The 17811-nt window shown below is 26.2% G+C and carries 16 protein-coding genes and 1 pseudogene; 9 read left to right on the top strand and 8 right to left on the bottom strand.

Features of this window, described 5'->3' with window-relative positions; all coding sequences use genetic code 4:
• Positions 1-44: 44 nt before the first annotated feature.
• The 5 genes and pseudogenes from rplK to JXZ91_RS02615 all read left to right on the top strand — a co-directional run bounded on the left by rplK (position 45) and on the right by JXZ91_RS02615 (position 3712).
• Complete coding sequence (gene rplK, locus JXZ91_RS02630; protein WP_205851467.1) at positions 45-488, top strand: 50S ribosomal protein L11; 444 nt, start codon at positions 45-47, stop codon at positions 486-488.
• Positions 488-1180 (top strand): 50S ribosomal protein L1, encoded by a 693-nt coding sequence (rplA, locus tag JXZ91_RS02625; RefSeq protein WP_205851466.1) that lies wholly within the window; start codon positions 488-490, stop codon positions 1178-1180. The genes rplK and rplA overlap by 1 nt, the downstream gene beginning before the upstream one ends.
• A 235-nt stretch (positions 1181-1415) precedes the next feature.
• Positions 1416-1796 (top strand): annotated as a pseudogene (locus JXZ91_RS03780) (IS30 family transposase); the annotation flags it as partial.
• A gap of 231 nt (positions 1797-2027) precedes the next feature.
• Positions 2028-3092, top strand: a complete 1065-nt coding sequence (locus JXZ91_RS02620) for a Fic family protein (RefSeq protein WP_205851465.1) — start codon at positions 2028-2030, stop codon at positions 3090-3092.
• Positions 3093-3541: 449 nt separating this feature from the next.
• Positions 3542-3712 (top strand): hypothetical protein, encoded by a 171-nt coding sequence (locus JXZ91_RS02615; RefSeq protein WP_205851464.1) that lies wholly within the window; start codon positions 3542-3544, stop codon positions 3710-3712.
• Between the two features lie 285 nt (positions 3713-3997).
• On the opposite strand, the gene eno is transcribed toward JXZ91_RS02615, so the two are convergent.
• The gene (gene eno, locus JXZ91_RS02610) at positions 3998-5374 is read right to left on the bottom strand and encodes a phosphopyruvate hydratase (protein WP_205851463.1); all 1377 of its coding nucleotides are present in this window, start codon (positions 5372-5374) and stop codon (positions 3998-4000) included.
• 118 nt (positions 5375-5492) lie between these two features.
• On the opposite strand from eno, the gene JXZ91_RS02605 reads away from it, so the two are divergent.
• Positions 5493-6197 carry a hypothetical protein gene (locus JXZ91_RS02605; protein ID WP_205851462.1) on the top strand — a complete coding sequence of 235 codons (705 nt, stop codon included), beginning with the start codon at positions 5493-5495 and terminating at the stop codon, positions 6195-6197.
• Positions 6198-6244: 47 nt separating this feature from the next.
• A complete protein-coding gene (gene tig / locus JXZ91_RS02600) occupies positions 6245-7651 on the top strand; it encodes a trigger factor (protein WP_205851461.1) in 1407 nt (468 codons plus the stop codon).
• An 84-nt stretch (positions 7652-7735) separates the two neighbouring features.
• Here the strand turns inward: tig and JXZ91_RS02595 are convergent, their stop codons facing one another.
• The 6 genes from JXZ91_RS02595 to JXZ91_RS02570 all read right to left on the bottom strand — a co-directional run bounded on the left by JXZ91_RS02595 (position 7736) and on the right by JXZ91_RS02570 (position 14129).
• Positions 7736-9802, bottom strand: a complete 2067-nt coding sequence (locus JXZ91_RS02595; RefSeq protein WP_205851460.1) for an MSC_0620 family F1-like ATPase-associated subunit — start codon at positions 9800-9802, stop codon at positions 7736-7738.
• Positions 9786-10259 carry an MSC_0621 family F1-like ATPase epsilon subunit gene (locus JXZ91_RS02590; RefSeq protein ID WP_205851459.1) on the bottom strand — a complete coding sequence of 158 codons (474 nt, stop codon included), beginning with the start codon at positions 10257-10259 and terminating at the stop codon, positions 9786-9788. The genes JXZ91_RS02595 and JXZ91_RS02590 overlap by 17 nt, the downstream gene beginning before the upstream one ends.
• Entirely contained in the window at positions 10259-11167 is a 909-nt protein-coding gene (locus JXZ91_RS02585; protein ID WP_205851458.1) for an MSC_0622 family F1-like ATPase gamma subunit, read from the bottom strand. The genes JXZ91_RS02590 and JXZ91_RS02585 overlap by 1 nt, the downstream gene beginning before the upstream one ends.
• A gap of 1 nt (position 11168) precedes the next feature.
• Positions 11169-11669 (bottom strand): MSC_0623 family F1-like ATPase-associated protein, encoded by a 501-nt coding sequence (locus JXZ91_RS02580; RefSeq protein ID WP_205851457.1) that lies wholly within the window; start codon positions 11667-11669, stop codon positions 11169-11171.
• Positions 11669-13129 (bottom strand): MSC_0624 family F1-like ATPase-associated membrane protein, encoded by a 1461-nt coding sequence (locus JXZ91_RS02575; RefSeq protein ID WP_205851456.1) that lies wholly within the window; start codon positions 13127-13129, stop codon positions 11669-11671. Before JXZ91_RS02575 ends, JXZ91_RS02580 begins: the two co-directional genes overlap by 1 nt.
• A 118-nt stretch (positions 13130-13247) precedes the next feature.
• A complete protein-coding gene (locus JXZ91_RS02570; protein ID WP_205851455.1) occupies positions 13248-14129 on the bottom strand; it encodes a DegV family protein in 882 nt (293 codons plus the stop codon).
• A 242-nt stretch (positions 14130-14371) separates the two neighbouring features.
• Here JXZ91_RS02570 and tyrS point away from each other — a divergent pair, with 242 nt between their 5' ends.
• Both tyrS and JXZ91_RS03495 read left to right on the top strand, forming a co-directional pair.
• On the top strand, positions 14372-15619 hold the full coding sequence (tyrS, locus tag JXZ91_RS02565; RefSeq protein WP_205851454.1) for a tyrosine--tRNA ligase: 1248 nt from the start codon (positions 14372-14374) through the stop codon (positions 15617-15619).
• 9 nt (positions 15620-15628) lie between these two features.
• Positions 15629-16696 carry an alanine/ornithine racemase family PLP-dependent enzyme gene (locus tag JXZ91_RS03495; RefSeq protein WP_205851453.1) on the top strand — a complete coding sequence of 356 codons (1068 nt, stop codon included), beginning with the start codon at positions 15629-15631 and terminating at the stop codon, positions 16694-16696.
• A 201-nt stretch (positions 16697-16897) separates the two neighbouring features.
• Here JXZ91_RS03495 and JXZ91_RS02555 read toward each other — a convergent pair whose 3' ends face one another.
• Entirely contained in the window at positions 16898-17656 is a 759-nt protein-coding gene (locus JXZ91_RS02555; protein WP_205851452.1) for a nucleotidyl transferase AbiEii/AbiGii toxin family protein, read from the bottom strand.
• Between the last annotated feature and the right edge of the window lie 155 nt (positions 17657-17811).

The raw sequence follows: 17811 nt of genomic DNA, 5'->3' as shown, positions 1-17811 counted from the left end.
ATAAATAAATTCATTTGCACCACAATTATCGAAAGGATTTTAAAATGGCAAAAGAAATAGCTAAAAAAGCTAAATTACAATTTATGGCCGGACAAGCAAAACCTGGTCCAGCCCTAGCTGGTGTTGGTATTAATATGCCTGAATTTACTAAAGCATTTAATGACCAAACAAGAGACAGGGGAGCAGAACCTGTTCCAGTTCTTATTACAGTATACAAAGACAAATCATTTGATTTCAAATTATTTACTGCTCCTACATCATTTAAATTAGCACAAGCTGCTAAAGCTAAAAAAGGTAGCGGTGCTCCAAATAAAGAAAAAATTGGTTCAATTACAATTGACCAACTAAAACAAATTGCTGAATATAAAATGGTTGATATGAATGCAAATACAATCGAAGCTGCTATGCGTCAAGTTGCAGGAACTGCAAAAAATATGGGTATAACTGTTGAAGGTTATGATGAATGACTAAAAGGCGGTGCTAACTAATGGCTAAAAGAATTACAAAGAATGCTAAAGTTTTAAAAACATTAGTTAACAAAAAAGATGTTTATTCTTTAGAAGATGCAATTAATCTAGCAAAAAAAGCTTCATTCGCTAAATTTGATGAATCATTAGACATAGCAATTAGACTAAATCTTGATACTAGAAAATCAGATCAACAACTACGTGGAGCAGTTGTTCTACCAAATGGAACTGGTAAAACCGTTAAAGTTTTAGTGGCTACAGATGAAGTAACAGCACAAAAATCTGCTAAAGAAGCAGGAGCTGATTATGTATATTCTTCAGCAGAACTACCAGAAGTATTAAATCAAGATAAATACGATTTTGATGTAATAGTAGCAGATCCTAAAATGATGTTAATTTTAGGTAAATATGGTAAAAAATTGGGACCTAAAGGTTTAATGCCTAACCCAAAAACTGGAACTGTAACTACAACCCCTGCTAAAGCAGTCGAAGAACTTAAAAAAGGTAAAGCAAACTACCGTGCTGATAAAGGTGGTATTGTACATGCTTCAGTTGGTAAAAAATCAATGACCACTCAAGCATTGGTTCAAAATGCTGAAACCTTAATTCAAACAATTAAAAGACTAAAACCACAAGCAGTTAAAGGAACATACATTTTAAATATTGTAGTTTCAACATCAATGGGTGCTTCAGTTAAAGTTAAAATCGATTAATAATCATTAAACCACAATTTCAAAGTTGTGGTTGCTGAATTGAAAATTCAAGTGCAACACATTATTGTAAAACATAAATGTGGGGCAGCTTGAATTTTTTATATTTAAAAATAAAAAAGGCCCCACAAAATAACCCTGGAGACCTACATGAATTATAAATTATTAAAAAAAATATTTTCATATTTCCTTTGATAAACATATCCCCTATTAGTGGACTACCACAAATGGAGGATATGTTTATTTCACTGCCTTTATATTAAGTAAATCAGGTTATGAAATAAATAGTGAATTAAGAAAATTAATAAAAGAAAATAATTTAAATGTAAAAAGCATAACTATTGATAATGGAATAGAATTTGAAAAAATAGGCATTTTAGCAAGATGACTAAATATAAGAATTTATCGAGCAGAACCATATGCTTCATTTCAGCGTGGTTCAAATGAAAATTGAAACGGTATATTTAGACGTGAATATAAAAAAGGATTTAATTCTAATTTAATTACTACTCAAGAATTGCAAAATATTCAAAATAAAATAAATGGAATGCCAAGAGAAATACTGGGATGAAGGTCTGCCTATAAACTCTTTTTTGAAAAAAAATTTTATATAAACTAAATATTTAGTAAATTATTGTTTATTTTTTCTATCAATTTAGTGATAGATTTTTTATTTTGCAAAATTAACTTTGATTTAAATTAAATGGTATTATTCAAAAATTTTAACTTTGTATTTTTATAATAAAAATATCAAGCACGTTTTGTGTTGCACTTGATATTTCACTTAAGGTAATGGCGAAATTATTCTCGCCATTATTGATTTTTCATAGCCAAATATGGTATAATGGCTATGAAAAAAGGAGGTGTTGTTTTGAGAAAATTTAATTATTTAAAACTTATGGATTTATCTTTATCTGTTAATATATATCATACTATTGCAAAGATCCATGAATATAAGGGAAAGCAAGAACTATATGTAGAAAATTATCCGGATATTTTAGATAAGATGATAGATGTTGCTAAAATACAAAGTACAAAATCTTCCAATGCTATTGAAGGGATCTATACTAATGATGTAAGACTTAAAGAGCTGATGAATAAAAAAGCAGAACCCAAAAACAGAAATGAAGAAGAAATTGCAGGGTATAGACATGTGCTTGATATTATCCATGAAAATTATGCCTATATAGAATTTAATAAAAATGACATCTTAACACTTCATAATCAATTATATTCTTATTCCTATATAAATAATAAGGGGAAATTTAAGACTATAGATAACACCATTGTAGAAGTAGATGCTTTCGGGAATAAAAAAGTACGATTTCGACCTGTAAGCAGTTTTGAAACAGAACTTTACTTTGATGAAATGGTGGAGGCTTACAAGGAAGCGGTGAAAGCAAATATTCCACCACTAATTCTAATACCGGTACTTATACATGATTTCTTATGCATTCATCCCTTTGATGATGGGAATGGAAGAATGAGTAGAATACTGTCACTTCTTTTACTTTATAAGTTCGGTTATTTTGTTGGAAGGTATATCAGTATAGAAATGCTTATTGAAAAAACCAAAAACTCTTATTATGAAGAATTACAGAACTCCAGTGAAAAATGGCATACTGGAGAAAATGATGAACTCCCTTTCATAAAGTATATGCTGGGTATTTTCTTAAAAGCATACAAAGAATGTGATGATAGATTTAATCTAATTGGAAAAGAAAAATTAACTTCACCTGAAAGGGTATTTTCTGTTATCCAAAAATCATTGAAACCACTTTCCAAAAAAGATATTATGATTCTCTGTCCAGATATATCACAAAGGACAATAGAACGAGCTTTAAAAGAATTACAGGACAATAAAAAGATAAAACAGGTAGGCAGTGGTCGATCAACAAAATATGTAAAGATTTAGATTCTAGGTAAAAAGTAAAACAACTAGAATAAAAAAGTGTTTAAAATGAGTAAAATTAACTGCAAAAATTGGATGTGTTGGAATATCAAGGGGTAATAGGTTAATCAAAAGCTTTCCAATATGGACAAGACCTAAATCTATTGATTTAAGAGAAGAATAAAGACATTAATAGGCCACCTTATAATTGGTAAACGTAGTTCTGGATATAGGAATATTTTAACCTCGACTGAAGGAAAAACAAGAGTTGTCTTTCACTGCCTTTATATTAAGTAAATCAAGCTATGAAATAAATAGTGAATTAAGAAAATTAATAAAGGAAAATAATTTAAGTGTAAAAAGCATAAACATTGATAATGGAATAGGATTTGAAAAAATAGGCATTTTAGCAAGATGACTAGATATAAAAATTTATCGAGCACAATCATACGCTTCATTTCAACGCGGTCCAAATGAAAAACTGGAACGGCATATTCAGACGAGAATATAAAAAAAGATTTAATTTTAATTTAATTACTCCTCAAGAATTGCAAAATATTCAAAATAAAATAAATGAAATGCCAAGAGAAATATTCGAATGAAGATTGGCTAAGAAACTCTCTTTGAAAGAAAATTTTATATAAACTAAATATTTAGTAAATTATTGTTTATTTTTTCTATCAATTTAGTGATAGATTTTTTATTTTGCAAAATCAACTTTGATTTAAATTAAATGGTACTTTTTAAAAATTTTGGCTTTGTATTTTATAATAAAAATATCAAGCATGTTTTGTGTTGCACTTGGTATTTCACTTAAGGCCCCAATTTCAAAGTTGTGGTTTTTTGTTTTCATTACTGAATTAAACAAGACTAAAAAATCAAGCCTTAGTCTTAAGACTTGATATTAGAAAGTATAAAAATACACTTTTTTATTTCAAATTATTAAATGCTTTTAGACCTGGATAAATTCCTTTTTGTTGTAATTCGTCTTCAATTTTAATTAAACGATTATATTTAGCTATACGATCTGTTCTTGAAACTGAACCTGTTTTAATTTCTCCGGTGCTAAATGCTACTGCTAAATCGGCTATAAATGTGTCTTCTGTTTCACCTGAACGATGTGAAATAACTGGTACTAAATTTGCATCTTGCGACATTTGAATGGCTTTAAATGTTTCTGTTAATGATCCGATTTGGTTAATTTTAATTAATGAAGCATTAATTGCTTTTTTGTTTATTGCCATTTTAATATATTTTGGATTTGTAACAATTAAGTCATCTCCAACTAATTGAACTTTTTTTCCATAAGCTTCATTCATTTTAATAAAACCTTGTCAATCATCTTCATGGTGTGAATCTTCAATAGACATAATTGGATAATTATTAATTAATTTACCAAAGTATTCAACTAACTCTTGACTACTGAATTCATATTTATTTTGTGAATATTTTTCGAAACCTTCTCTTTTTTCAACTAAGGCTTGCTTAAATTTCTTAAATATATATTTTTTAGCTTTTTTATCATATATTTCAGAACTAGCTGCATCTAAACAAATTGCTATTGCATTTTCTCCTGATGTTGCTGGATTAAATCCCGCTTCTTTTATTGCCTTAACTAAGAAATCCAAAGCTTCCTCATGTGTATGAAGATTAGGTGCAAAACCACCTTCATCACCAACTTGAGTTCCATGCCCTGCATTTTTTAGTAATTTAGCTAATGTATGGAATACTTTGTTTGCCATTTGAAGTGCACACTTAAAAGTTTTAGCACCAATAGGCATAATCATAAATTCTTGAAAATCAATAGTATTTGAAGCATGTTCTCCACCATTTATAACATTAAGCATAGGAACTGGTAATGAAAAACCGTTAGTGTCCTTACCTGCTAAAGTAGCTAAATATTCATATAATGGTTTTTTAAGTTCCATAGCTGCAGCTTTGGCTACTGCTAAAGAAACTGCTAATATTGCATTAGCTCCATATTTTGATTTTGTTTCAGTGCCATCACTTTTAATCATTAATTTATCAATTGTTTTTTGATTTTTAACATCCTTACCAATTAATAGTTTTGATAATTCATTGTTAACATGGTCACAAGCATTTTGTACACCTTTTCCACCATATCAATTATTTTCATATTTAGTTCCCTTATCTCTTAGTTCTAAAGCTTCTTTTGAACCGGTTGAAGCTCCAGAAGGAACTAGTGCTTCTGCAAAAGCTTTTTTAGTACTTAATTCCACTTTAACAGTAGGATTACCTCTACTGTCTAATACTTCATATGCGTAGATCTTTTGTATTTTAGACATCTATTTTATCTCCTTTAATTATTAGTGTAAATTTTCAATTTCTTTAAAAAATCAACATATTATAATTATAAGTTATTAATAGTTTTTATTGTCTTTAAATTAGTGTAAAATTCTATTTATGAACAATTTATTAGAAAAAGAATTTAGTGCATTTATAGATAGAATTTTAGAAATGCGTTATGAAGATCCACTAAAGGCAATATATCTTTTAGATGATGCTCAAAAACAATTTCCAATGACACAAATGCAAAAGGAAATTGAAACAGTGCGAAACAACATTACATTTCAAATTAAAAAAAATAATTTGAAAACAAAAACTTCATTAGAAACTTTAGAGTTAATTAATTCCTTAAAAAACAAAAAAATGGATTATATTTTTATGTTAATTTATAATGAACTAAAAACTCGAGACATATCAAAATACTTAAGCGAATTTCAATACTTTTTTAATGGAGAGGGATTTGATAATTCCGGATTTCAAACTCTAATTTATGATTTGCTGCAAACTAAGGGCATTGATTATGATTATAAAATAAAAAATGAAATTATAAACCCTTTAAAAGATGGCTCTTTTTTAAAGAATCCAGATATTGCAAAAATGGAAAGTAGAATCATAAACGCATTTAGTTCAGATATTGCAAAAACTAAAATAGCTAGACAAGTATTTAGTGCTTATTTATTCCAAAATTGAGTTGAAATACTTAAAAATAAAACTAATGATGATTACAAAATTATCGAAAATGTAACAGCAGTTCTATTCAATGAAAAATCAGAAAAAGACTTAAATAAAGCTGAATCAATCTTATATGCATTATTTAAATAAATAATGTTATAATATTATCATAATTTTTTTATTCCAAGGAGACGCAAATGTCAAGAAAAATAAATGAAAACAATACAGAATTAATTATTAATTACACCTTAGAAGGTGAAGAATGAAAAAAGGCTTTAGATAAAACCAGAGAAAACCTTGCAAAAGAAATTACCGTTCCTGGATTTAGAAAAGGTAAAGCTCCATTAAGAGAAGCTGAAAAATATATTAGTGAATCAAAAGTTATTAATAAAACAGTTAGCAGAAGTTTAGAAGATGTTTACCAAAAGCATATTTTGACCCAAATTAAAGATGATGATAATCTAACTGACCATACACCTGCTTTAAACATTACTGAAATTTCTTTTGATAAAGTTACATATGAATTTAAGTTTCCATTATTTCCAAAAGTTAATTTAGGAGATTACAAAGGCTTAAACATTAAATTATCAAAACTTAACTTATCTAAAGAAGAATTGAAAAAAACGGAAGAAAGTATTTTAGAAAACTATTTAGTAATGCTTGATTCTGAAGAACCAATCAAATTAAACGACGAAGTTGTATTTGATTTTGAAGGATATGTTGATGGTAAACAATTTGATGGTGGAACATCAGCTGATTTTACTCTAAGAGTAGGTTCAAATCAATTTATTCCTGGTTTTGAAACAAAAATGATCGGACTAAAAAAAGGTGAAACTAAGGATTTAGACTTAAAATTTCCTGAAACATACCATGTAAAAGATCTAGCTGGAAAAGATGTAGTATTTAAAGTAACAATTCATTCAATTAAAACTCCTAATTATCCTGAAGTTAATGATCAGTTTCTTAAAGAAGTTAAACTTAATGCTTTAGTTAATAATAAAGAAGACTTTGATGTTTTTGTAAAACACAATGCTTTAAAAGAAAAATACTCAATAGCAATTAAAGAATTCATGGATAAAGCCATTGAAAAAATTAATTCTAAAACAACAATTGAAATGTCAGACATAATCATTCGTGAAGAATCTACAAAATACTACAATGATTTTTTAAAGAATATCAAACAACAAGGTATTAGTGAAAATGATTACCTAGAATTTACAGGTTCAACAAAAGAATCAATCATTGCTAATTACAATAATGAAGCTAAAAAGAACTTATCACATTCTTATATATTAGGCAAAATTGTTGAAGTAGAGAAATTAAAAGTCAGTGAAGAGTTATATAACAAAGAAATTGAAAAACTAACAAGTATATATACTCTATCAGCTGAACAAATTAAATCATTCTTTACAATTGAAAGATTTGAACAACAAAAACTAACAGAATTAGTATTTGAAAGATTAGCTGAACTAAATGATCCTGAAAACTTGAAAGCTTACAAAGAAGCTGATAAAGAAATAAAGGACTATGAAGAAAAAAGTACAAGAGCAATTGTAACATCCGCACATCAAAAACATGAGCAAGAAAAAGCTAAAAACAAATAATTTTAATCGCACCATTTGGTGCTTTTTTTTATACTTAAAATTAGAATAATAAAAAACATGCATTGATTTATGCATGTTTGAATATTATAAGACTATCATCATTATTGAAACTAATAAAACAATGGCAATTATTGAAAATGTTGTAATTAGTAGTTTTTTAGTCTTAAGAACTTTTAGTTCATTTTTTCTAACACCAATAAAAATTAGTGATGATAATAATATAATTCCTGAAAGAGCACTTAGAGCATATCCAACCTTATTCATTACATTAGTGTTAATTTTTTTATCACTTTGAATTTGTGCGTTAGCTATCTCATAAGCTTTTTTTAGATCTTCTTTATTCTTTTGTTCTGTCATTGGTTTATTATCAACCAAGAAAGCTAGAGTAGCAAAGTTATTCATAACTTCATTTACATTAGTTGTATAGTTGTCATATCAATCCATAATATCAATTGTTCTTATCTTTGCTGAAGCAATTAAACGCGAAATCTTTAGATTAACATGATTATAGTATTCATTTATAACGTTTAAATCCATTCCGCTTTGTGCGAATTTAGTTTTAATTATTTTTTCATTTATTTTAGTTATTGCTTTAAATCTTAATAAAACATTTTTTAGTGATTGAGAAAGTGAATAGAAATAATCATTATTATTAATTCTTGATGAAAATAAACTAGTTAGTAATAAGTTATTAGACTGTTGAATACCTTTTTTAATAACTGATTCATCGTTTTGTTTCATATATTCAGCTGCAGTATTTGAAATAATTTTATTTGATTCTTTTACATAAGATTCACTATTGGTTAAAACGACTGCTGTAGTTATTAGGTTATATAATGAATCACGTAATTCATCGTTTCTAAGTTGATTATAATCAATTTTTTCATCCACACCTAATGATTTAATCATTTGCTGGAATAAATTCTTATTAGCATTAATTATTTGTTCATACACAAGGTTTAGAGCTTGTTGAGCTTTAGTGTTATTAACTTCTAGTTCAAAAGTATAAGGTCTAAATTTTTTTGTAACTTGGTCGACAATATGAATATCCACACTTAAGCTATTTTTTTTGTTTGATTTATTTACAGCTTGAACGGTGTATTTATATCTAGTATTAATTGGATTATTAAAGAAAAACATTTCTTGTTTTCTTGATGCATCTAATTCTATAAAATTGTTGATTAGTGTTTGAGCTTCTTTTAGGGCATATTTGCTTGAAACAAATGGCATTAAATTAGGTATTGCTTGAATTTGTTCTTCACGATCAAAATCCTTTTTAGGTTTATCCCCAGGCACTAAGTCAGGTTTAGTAATGGGTTCATCGTCTTTCTTTTGTTGTTCTTGTTCTTTTTCAACAAAATTTTTATTTTGTTCTATATCAAAGACAATAAATTTCCTATTAAGTTTTGGTTGAATATAATCTTGTCAAGATTTGAAACCTTTAGGTATAACTTCATCAATTTCATGTTTGAAACTTAAATCTTTTCCAAATCTAGGAATATCTTTTTCTTCTAATAACATTTTAGGTAATTGTTCATTTAGGTCATTGAAATAATTTGCAATTAATTCTTCAAACTTTTTCTTTGAAACAGTGTTTGTTCGAGTACTTTTTTTTGTTATTTTATTTTGAGTACCCATACCCAATTGTTCTTTGTAATTTGTATCTTCAGTAGAACCAACTCTAATTTCTTCATATATTTTGTTATTAAAAGATATATCTGACATTTCAAATTTTTCATTTTTGGCAACAACAAATGGAAACACAATGTTAAAACCAGCAGTGTTTTGAGGTTTTTTTAGTATTGCTTCTTTGTTTCTTTCAAAATAAATAATTAAGTTTTTAACATAAATTGCTTTTTCAAAAGTACTTTTATATTGATTTTGGGTTTTTTCATCGTTACTATTTAAAAAAGCAACTAATTTATTTTGTTCATTTTTTAGAAAACTAATTATTGAATCGATTGTTTTGGTTGTTCCTTCTTTTATTTTTTCATTAGCTATATTAAGAAATTGACCAAAATCAGGTGAGAGTTTATCTTCCTTATTTTTATCATCTTTTTGTTTTGAAAAATAAGATGAAACAACAAAAGTTGGTGCTAAAGCCAGAATCGGGATAGAACCAAGTGCCAAAATTTTATTTTTGATTTTCATAATTGTTTTCTCCTATCAGTTTAAGGTTGTGCTTAATATTTTCAATATATAGTTTTCTTTTTAAATTGTTTCATTCAATATATTGATCTAAACTTAAACCAATTGTTTGTAATGAATTAAAGTATTTAATTTTTTCATTTAATTCATTAATTTGCTGTTTATTATTTATTGCCTTATTTGATTTTTTGTAAATCATTTCTTTGTTAAAAGTATTAATAACAATTTCTTTGTTATAAACAATCACATTAGTATTAAATAAGAATAAATAAAACTGCTTATTAGTGTCTATATCATTAATTTTAATAACTGTCTTGTCATAAGCCATTACGGCATCTGAATCGACTAAAGCTCAATCATCGTTGTCGTCAATGTTAACATAAAGCTCTGCGTTTCGAATAACAAGTGATTTGTTATCAATATAATTGATAATTATTTTAAATGAAGAATTCTTTGACATTATTTAAATCCTCCATTTTTTTCATTAGACATAGTTAACATAACAATTTCTTCAATTTCTTTTTCTCTTCGAATACGCATGGTTTTTTTCTTAATGCTTTCGATTTCTTCTTCGATTTGACCTACAATTTTATTTGTAGTTACAAGGTCATTTTTAGCATTATAAAATGAAGATTCGATTACTAAAGAATAAATAGCATTTTCAAGAAAAATATTAATTTCGTTTTCAATAAATTCTTCAATTTTAGGATAAATCTTAAAATTAGATATATCAAATGCTAAAGTATTAATTTTTTCTTCATGTACTAATTTATTAACATCAAATTGGTCTATTGGAAGTATTGTAAAATAGCCATTAAAGTTTTTATTAGTATTTAGAACAAAGTTAACTTCAGAGTAATTATTTTCTAAATTTAAAATTTTGATTAACTGACTTAAAACTAGAGGAATATTAGTTATTGTTTTATCTTCTTCGCTATAAGATTTAACAATGTTTAGTTTGTTTGTTTTGCAAAATTCTGTAGCACGGTCACCTATAGCTATAAAATCATCTTTATTTTTAGCTGCAACTTCAAGTAACTTCTTTTCATAACGTGTATATGAATCAGTTGAGTATTTTTGTTTTTCAGTTAGATAAATTCATAATTTTGGGCTTCTTTTAAAAATCGATTTAATTTTATTTAAAATAGCGCCCTTGTTGTTTTTATTGTGAATTAATTTATTTTTAATAGCATATTTTTGGTTAATAGCGGTGATAAGGTTAATGTTAAGCAAAGAGTTGGTAATATTAAACCTTAGTTTTTTTGTTAACTTCATTATGTCAATAAGGAGAATATTTTTAGTGTTATTCACTTTAGTCAAAATATTCTCTAAATTTTGAAGTTTTTCCTCTCATTTTTTTACATGCATATTATCACCTTAATATATTTTCTTTACTGAAATAAATTTCAATTTTTTGACGCTGTCAAATAGCTATTCCCTTCATTATTTCGACAATAAAACCATCTTTTAGTAATGATTTAATTTCTGAGTTAAGTAATTTGATTAATGTTGGATCTTGAATTTTGTTATTAGCACTTAAGTCAATAGATTCAAAATTAGTGCTAATGGTGTTAGAAGTGGTTGGGCTAATAAAATAATTATTTAAGTGTTCTGATAGTTCATATTTGATAATAAAGTCATCAAAAATAACATCAAATCTTTTTTCTAAAGCTAAATATAAAGAATTAGATATTTTTTCAAGGTCTCTATTTTTTGAGCCATGTGAAGCTTTAATTAAAAGTGTAGAAAATAGTTTTTGGTAACTTATAAATTTATTAGCAGATTTTATATCTAAAAATTTTTGGTTATATTCTTCAATTTTGTTATAACAATCTTTAAGAACTTTTATTTCTTTTTTATCTGTTTTCACTATTTAGCCTCACTTATCGCTTTGGTTTTGTTTTTCTTAGTTAATTTAAACAATACAACCATTAAATTAATTAATACAGAGATACTAAAAGCAAAAACTAGGCTCAATGTTGTGATTATAAATATTTGATTTAAAGACAATATTGAATTTATATGATAGAAAGATTCATTGTTGTTTGCTAATAATAGACTATTAATTCCATTTAGTATTAATGTTGTGCCAACCATAATGGCAATTAGTTTAATAAATATAGCTACATATAAACTTTCAGAGTTATTATTTCATTTATAAATACAAATAATGATAAGAGTACTTAAAGCTGCAAATAAGGTCATTATGTTATTAACTAATAAGCCACTACTTTTTAAAGCAGTTAAACTAGCAATAATTCAAATAACCACTAAACTAAATGACATAGTTACAGTTTTAGCTAATGAGCCTCTTAATTTTAGTTTTTTAGCAAAATTTAGAGTTACATAAAAACTAAACGCAATAAATATTCCTAATAATCCAATTAAATATAAGTAATTATTGCTATTTATTTTAGTGTCAATTATTGTAGTACTATTTTTATAAAATATAGCTCTTGTAAATCAAATTAAACCAACAAAACCAAATACGATTCATAATAATATTTTTTCTTTTGTATCAGCAAAATTATGTTTCTTAGAAGTTACAATAATAATTCTTTCAATATTAATTCCACAAATAACTAAAACTAGGAATAAAAATAATAAAATATTTAAAAATAAGTTTTTGATATCTCTTTTGTTAAATAAATCTATGAAAGTTTTATGAACAATATTATTGTTTAAAAAATCAAATTTATCACCTTTTATACTAAATATTCAAACACTAATAGTGATTAAAAAACTTAGCACTAAAATAATTCTTGAAGTAATTGAAATTATTGTTGGAGTCTTTGATTTATAAACCAAAGGATTTGTTTTTCTTTTTAACTTATATGTGTACACTGAATAAGATATGTCACAAGCTAAAACAAAAACTGAAAAATAGGATAAATAATAATAAGACATTGTGTCGTTTTTAAAAAAACTAAACAATAAAGTAACTGAGATTAATGAAAATAATAAATAAATTACAAACCAAGGAATATATTTTTTAGTGTTAACTTTGTTATCAAGAATATTTGAAAAATTTTTAGCTATTGTATATATAAATATTCCAATTAAAAAAAACATCCGAAATAAAACAAGATAATTAATTCTTTCAGTTGCAGGGTTAGTAAAAACTAAAAAATATTGAATATCTTTGTTAATGAACAATCTATTTGCAAATAAAGATTGTGGTGCTAAAAATAATAGCAATAAAGAACTCAAAGCAAAAACACTTAAAAGTAATATTTTAAGCAATAAAGTAATCGAGTTTTTTTTCTTATTGTCAGCTAAAGAACCAAAATCATCATATATTTTTTTATCTTCAATTACATTAGTTTCCATATATTTATCTCCTCATTTAATTATTAAAAAGTCATTATTATTAATAATGACATATCTTAACATAGATTTTAATAAAATTAATAAAAAGGCACTTCTATTCAAAAAAAGGCCTTAAAAATTATCATTTTTTAGCATATTTAAAGAACTTAGATTCAATTTTAGGATCAATTTTAATTATTGTCGTACACACTGCTCCAACACCAGTATGAATAGCAATATCTACTGGTAAATCGAGCGAATAAACAGGTATTTGGTTATTAATAATGTTCTTAAATTTAGCTGTTAATTCTTCTAATAATTCACTTCCAGAATGAATTATTAATAAGCATTTATTTGTGATGTTTTCTTGATTGTTTTTTCACATATCGGCCACAACTTTTTCAAGTGATTTGCTAAATATTCTTCCAATTGCTTCTTTTTCAAGAATTCCGTTATCGAATTTTAAAATAGGTACAATTCTTAGCAATTTTGCAATAGCTGCAGCACTTTTTGATAATCTTCCACCTTTAACTAAGGCATCATTAAATTGCGGAATTAAAATTAATTTGTCATTATTTTTTTCAAATATTTCACAAGCTTCTTCAAATGCGACACCATCTTTAATTTTTTGTTCAAATTCAAGTAAATTTTTAAAAATTAAAAAAGATAAATGTTTAGATTGAACAACAAAAACTTTGTCATTATCTTGAAATTGAGTTGTTAAAAAATTGGTTTGTGAAGATAAAAACTTAGAAATTGGATATATGATAATTTTGTCATAATCATTTAGATATTTTGCTACAACTTCTTCATTATATCCTAAAGATGACGCTGATGTCTTGGCATCTATTTTGCGGTTTTCTTTTCATAATTTAACATAATCATCTATTAAAATATCTTTACCAATTTGATAAGTTTTCCCTTCAACTTCTGCTTGAAGAGGAATAAAGCCTCAGCCCATTTCATTTGCTTGGGCTTCATTAAGTCCACAAGATGAATCTACAATTATTTTAATTTTCATATTTCTCCTAAATTACATTTAATTTGTTACTAAATTATATAGATTAAGTTGGAATTGATATAAATATTTTTGATATTGTCGCAAGTAATGACTTTTGAATTTAAATTAAAAGCAAATATTAAAAGCAAATATATAATCTAAAACCACTTGACATTTAAAAAATCTAAATTTATTTATATATTATAATTTACATATATTTATTTTAATAACCTCAACATCATTACACAAATTTAGGAGATAATATGCCAGCAAAATTTTTAGAAGAACTAAAACAAAGACAAATTTTAAATAACATTTCAAGTGAAGAAAAATTTTTAAAAATTAAAAAAGGTTCTGGAGTTTATATTGGTTTTGATCCAACTGCAAAAAGTTTACACTTAGGCAACTATTTACAAATCTTAACTTTGTTAAGGTTTAAAAAAGCTGGTTATAAACCATATGCAGTTTTAGGTGGTATGACTGGAATGATCGGGGACCCTAGCTTTAGAAGCACTGAACGTGTATTATTAAGTGATAGTGATGTTCAAAAAAATAAAGCAGCTATTAAAAAACAACTAGAAAGTTTTGGACTAACAGTTGTTGATAATTATGATTTTTATAAGGATATGAGTGTTATGCAATTTTTAAGAGAAGTCGGAACACTAATTAATGTTAATTATCTTTTAGAAAAAGAAAGTATTAATACAAGATTAGAAAACGGTCTAACCTTTACTGAATTGACATATCAATTACTACAGGGTTGAGATTTTAAAAATATGTATTTTAATTATGATACTAAAATTCAAGTTGGAGGCTCTGATCAATGAGGCAATATAACAACAGGACTAGAGTTTATTAGAAAAATAAATCCCTCAGATTCTAAAGAAGCAGTTGCTTTAACAATTAATTTATTAACTGATGAAAACGGTAATAAATACAGCAAATCCACAGGTGGAGGAGCACTGTGATTAGATAGCAAAATGACCAGTCCATATGCTTTATATCAATTTTTATTAAATGTATCAGATAAAAAAGTTGAAGAGTTCTTAAAAATATTAACTTTTTTAGATCTAAAAGAAATTAGCCAAATAATGTCTAATCACAATGAAAAAAAGCATCACCGTATTGCTCAAAAAACATTAGCATATGAAGTTATTAAAGATATTTATTCAAATGAAATTGCAAATACTGCTAAAAAAATCAGTGAAGTGTTATTTTCTAAAAGTGATGAACAACTAAATTTAGAAGATATTGAAATGATAAGGGGCTCAATTCCAGTTTTAGAAATAAACCAAAAAACTAAGTTTATTGACTTGATTAACAATTACAAAATAACTTGTTCAAATCGTGAAACCAGAGAATTTATATCCAAAAAATCATTTTCAATTGATGGAATTGTTATTGAAAATGAAAACCAAGAAATTGAATTCAATAATTATGCTAATAAATATGCTCTATTAAAAAAAGGTAAAAAAGACTTTTTTATTCTAAAAAATAAAACAAAAAACTAAAGAGGTAGAATGAGTTTTCCAAAATTAATTATTAACGAAATTAAATTTAAACACAATGTAAAAAGAGCTATAGAAATTTGTAAACAAAAAAATATTGAAGTATTAGCAGTAACTAAAGGATTCTGTGGTAATCGTAGAATGGCAGAATTATATTATGAAGCAGGTATAAAATACTTTGGTGAATCTAGATTAGATAATTTTGAAATTTATAAAGATATACCAGGACATAAGCAATTACTTAGAATTCCAATGATTAGTGAAATTCCTAGAATGCTTGAGCTATGTGACTCATCACTAAATGGGGATATTCATGTTATTGAAAAAATAAATGATTATGTGCTAAAAAACAATTTAAAACCACATGAAATAGTGCTAATGGTAGACTTAGGTGATAGACGTGAAGGCTATTTACCAGAAGAAACCTTAGATATAGCTAGAAAAATATCTGAATTAAGGGGTATAAAATTAATTGGATTAGGTTGCAATTTTGGCTGTTATGGAGCTAGAGTTCCTTCAGATGAGTCTATGTCACAATTTGTTGAATTACAACATGAAATTGAAAGAGAACTAAATATTAAACTTAGTCACATGTCAGGTGGTAATTCTTTAAGTTTGCATATGGTTTGAGAAAATAGAATGCCTGCTGAAATTAATTTTTTAAGAATGGGCTTTGCTATGATATTTGGCACTGAAGATATGTATCGTCAAACTATCGAAGGTATGCATCGCGATGCTTTTAGATGTGAAGCTGAAGTAATAGAAGTAGATTATAAATCATCATTACCTGTAGGAGCTTGTGGAATTGATGCTTTTGGACATGTTCCTCACTTTGATGATATTGGTGATATAAAGCGAATTATATTAGCAATTGGAAAACTTGATACTATGTTTGATGCAATGATTCCACGTGATAAAGATTTAGAAATTTTAGGTGGTTCTTCTGATCATTTAATAATCAATGCTCAAAATAGCAAAAAAATCTATAAACCCGGAGATATTGTTAGTTTTGATTTAGATTGAGGAAGCTTGCTTTATTTATTTAATTCAAAATACGTAAAAAAAGAATTTGAAAAATAACAAAAAATCAGGCTGTGAGTCTGATTTTTTAAGTGAAATATCAAGTGCAATACATTATTGTAAATATAAATGTGAGGTAACTTGAATTTCTAATTCGGAAATTATTTTTTCTCAAAAACTACAATGAACAGGCCTTACAGGATACAAAAAACTACAAGATTTATTATAAATAAGGAGATGAAGAGATGATTTCTCTATCTTCTAAATTTCTATTTTTTCAGCTATTATCTTGAGTGCTTCTACTGTATCTAAGAAATCAAGTTTTTTTATATATGGATTATCTTCCGAATATAACTTTCACAATTCTTTTAAGTAGTTATCTTCTCTAATATCATTTATAATTTCATTTGCCTCTTGAATAAAAGACATACTATCTCTTTTTTTTGCTGTTGATAAAATAGCCCGTTTAAGAACACTAAAATCAATATCCTTTTTTCTTAAACGATATAAGCTATATAAATCATAAAAATCTCTCATTCTTGTTGTAGATATATTTCTTTTTATAACACTCTCATATTTTTCCGCGAGTATTGTTTCAACAGGATATGCAAGAACTTTAAGCCCTTCCTTCTCAAACATGCAGGGGTATACATATTCTATTTCTTTTGGTGTAATTACATCTCCTGTTGTAATATCAATTTTCATAGCATTTTTTATTTTTCCGAATATGGCAATTAGATGTACTCTAAAATTTTCATATTCATTTTTTTCATGAATATGAGTAATGTTAGTAACCTCAAACTGTATTCCATCACTAACTTCTATATCTAAGATTTCTAAAATTATATTTTTAATGACTTCCTCTTTTAAGGAAAATCCTTTTACAGTTACATCCATATCCATTGTAGTCCTGTTATCTATTCCAATCATTGATGAGATTAGCAATCCGCCCTTGATCACAAAATTTAATTTATATTTGGAATGTGATAATCTTTCTAAAAATCTTTCAAAGAAAAACATCTGCAAAACTTCCTGTGAACTTAATCTTTAAACATATCCCCTATTAGTGGACTACCACAAATGGAGGATATGTTTTTTATTATGAAAAAATATAAGACAAGAATATTTTTATACAAGTTGTGTATGAGAGTGCTTACTGGAGAAAAAATTCCAGA

This window comes from Mycoplasma enhydrae (assembly GCF_017116825.1).
Classification (GTDB): domain Bacteria; phylum Bacillota_I; class Bacilli_A; order Mycoplasmatales; family Metamycoplasmataceae; genus Metamycoplasma; species Metamycoplasma enhydrae.
This window is presented reverse-complemented; position numbering and strand designations above follow the sequence as displayed.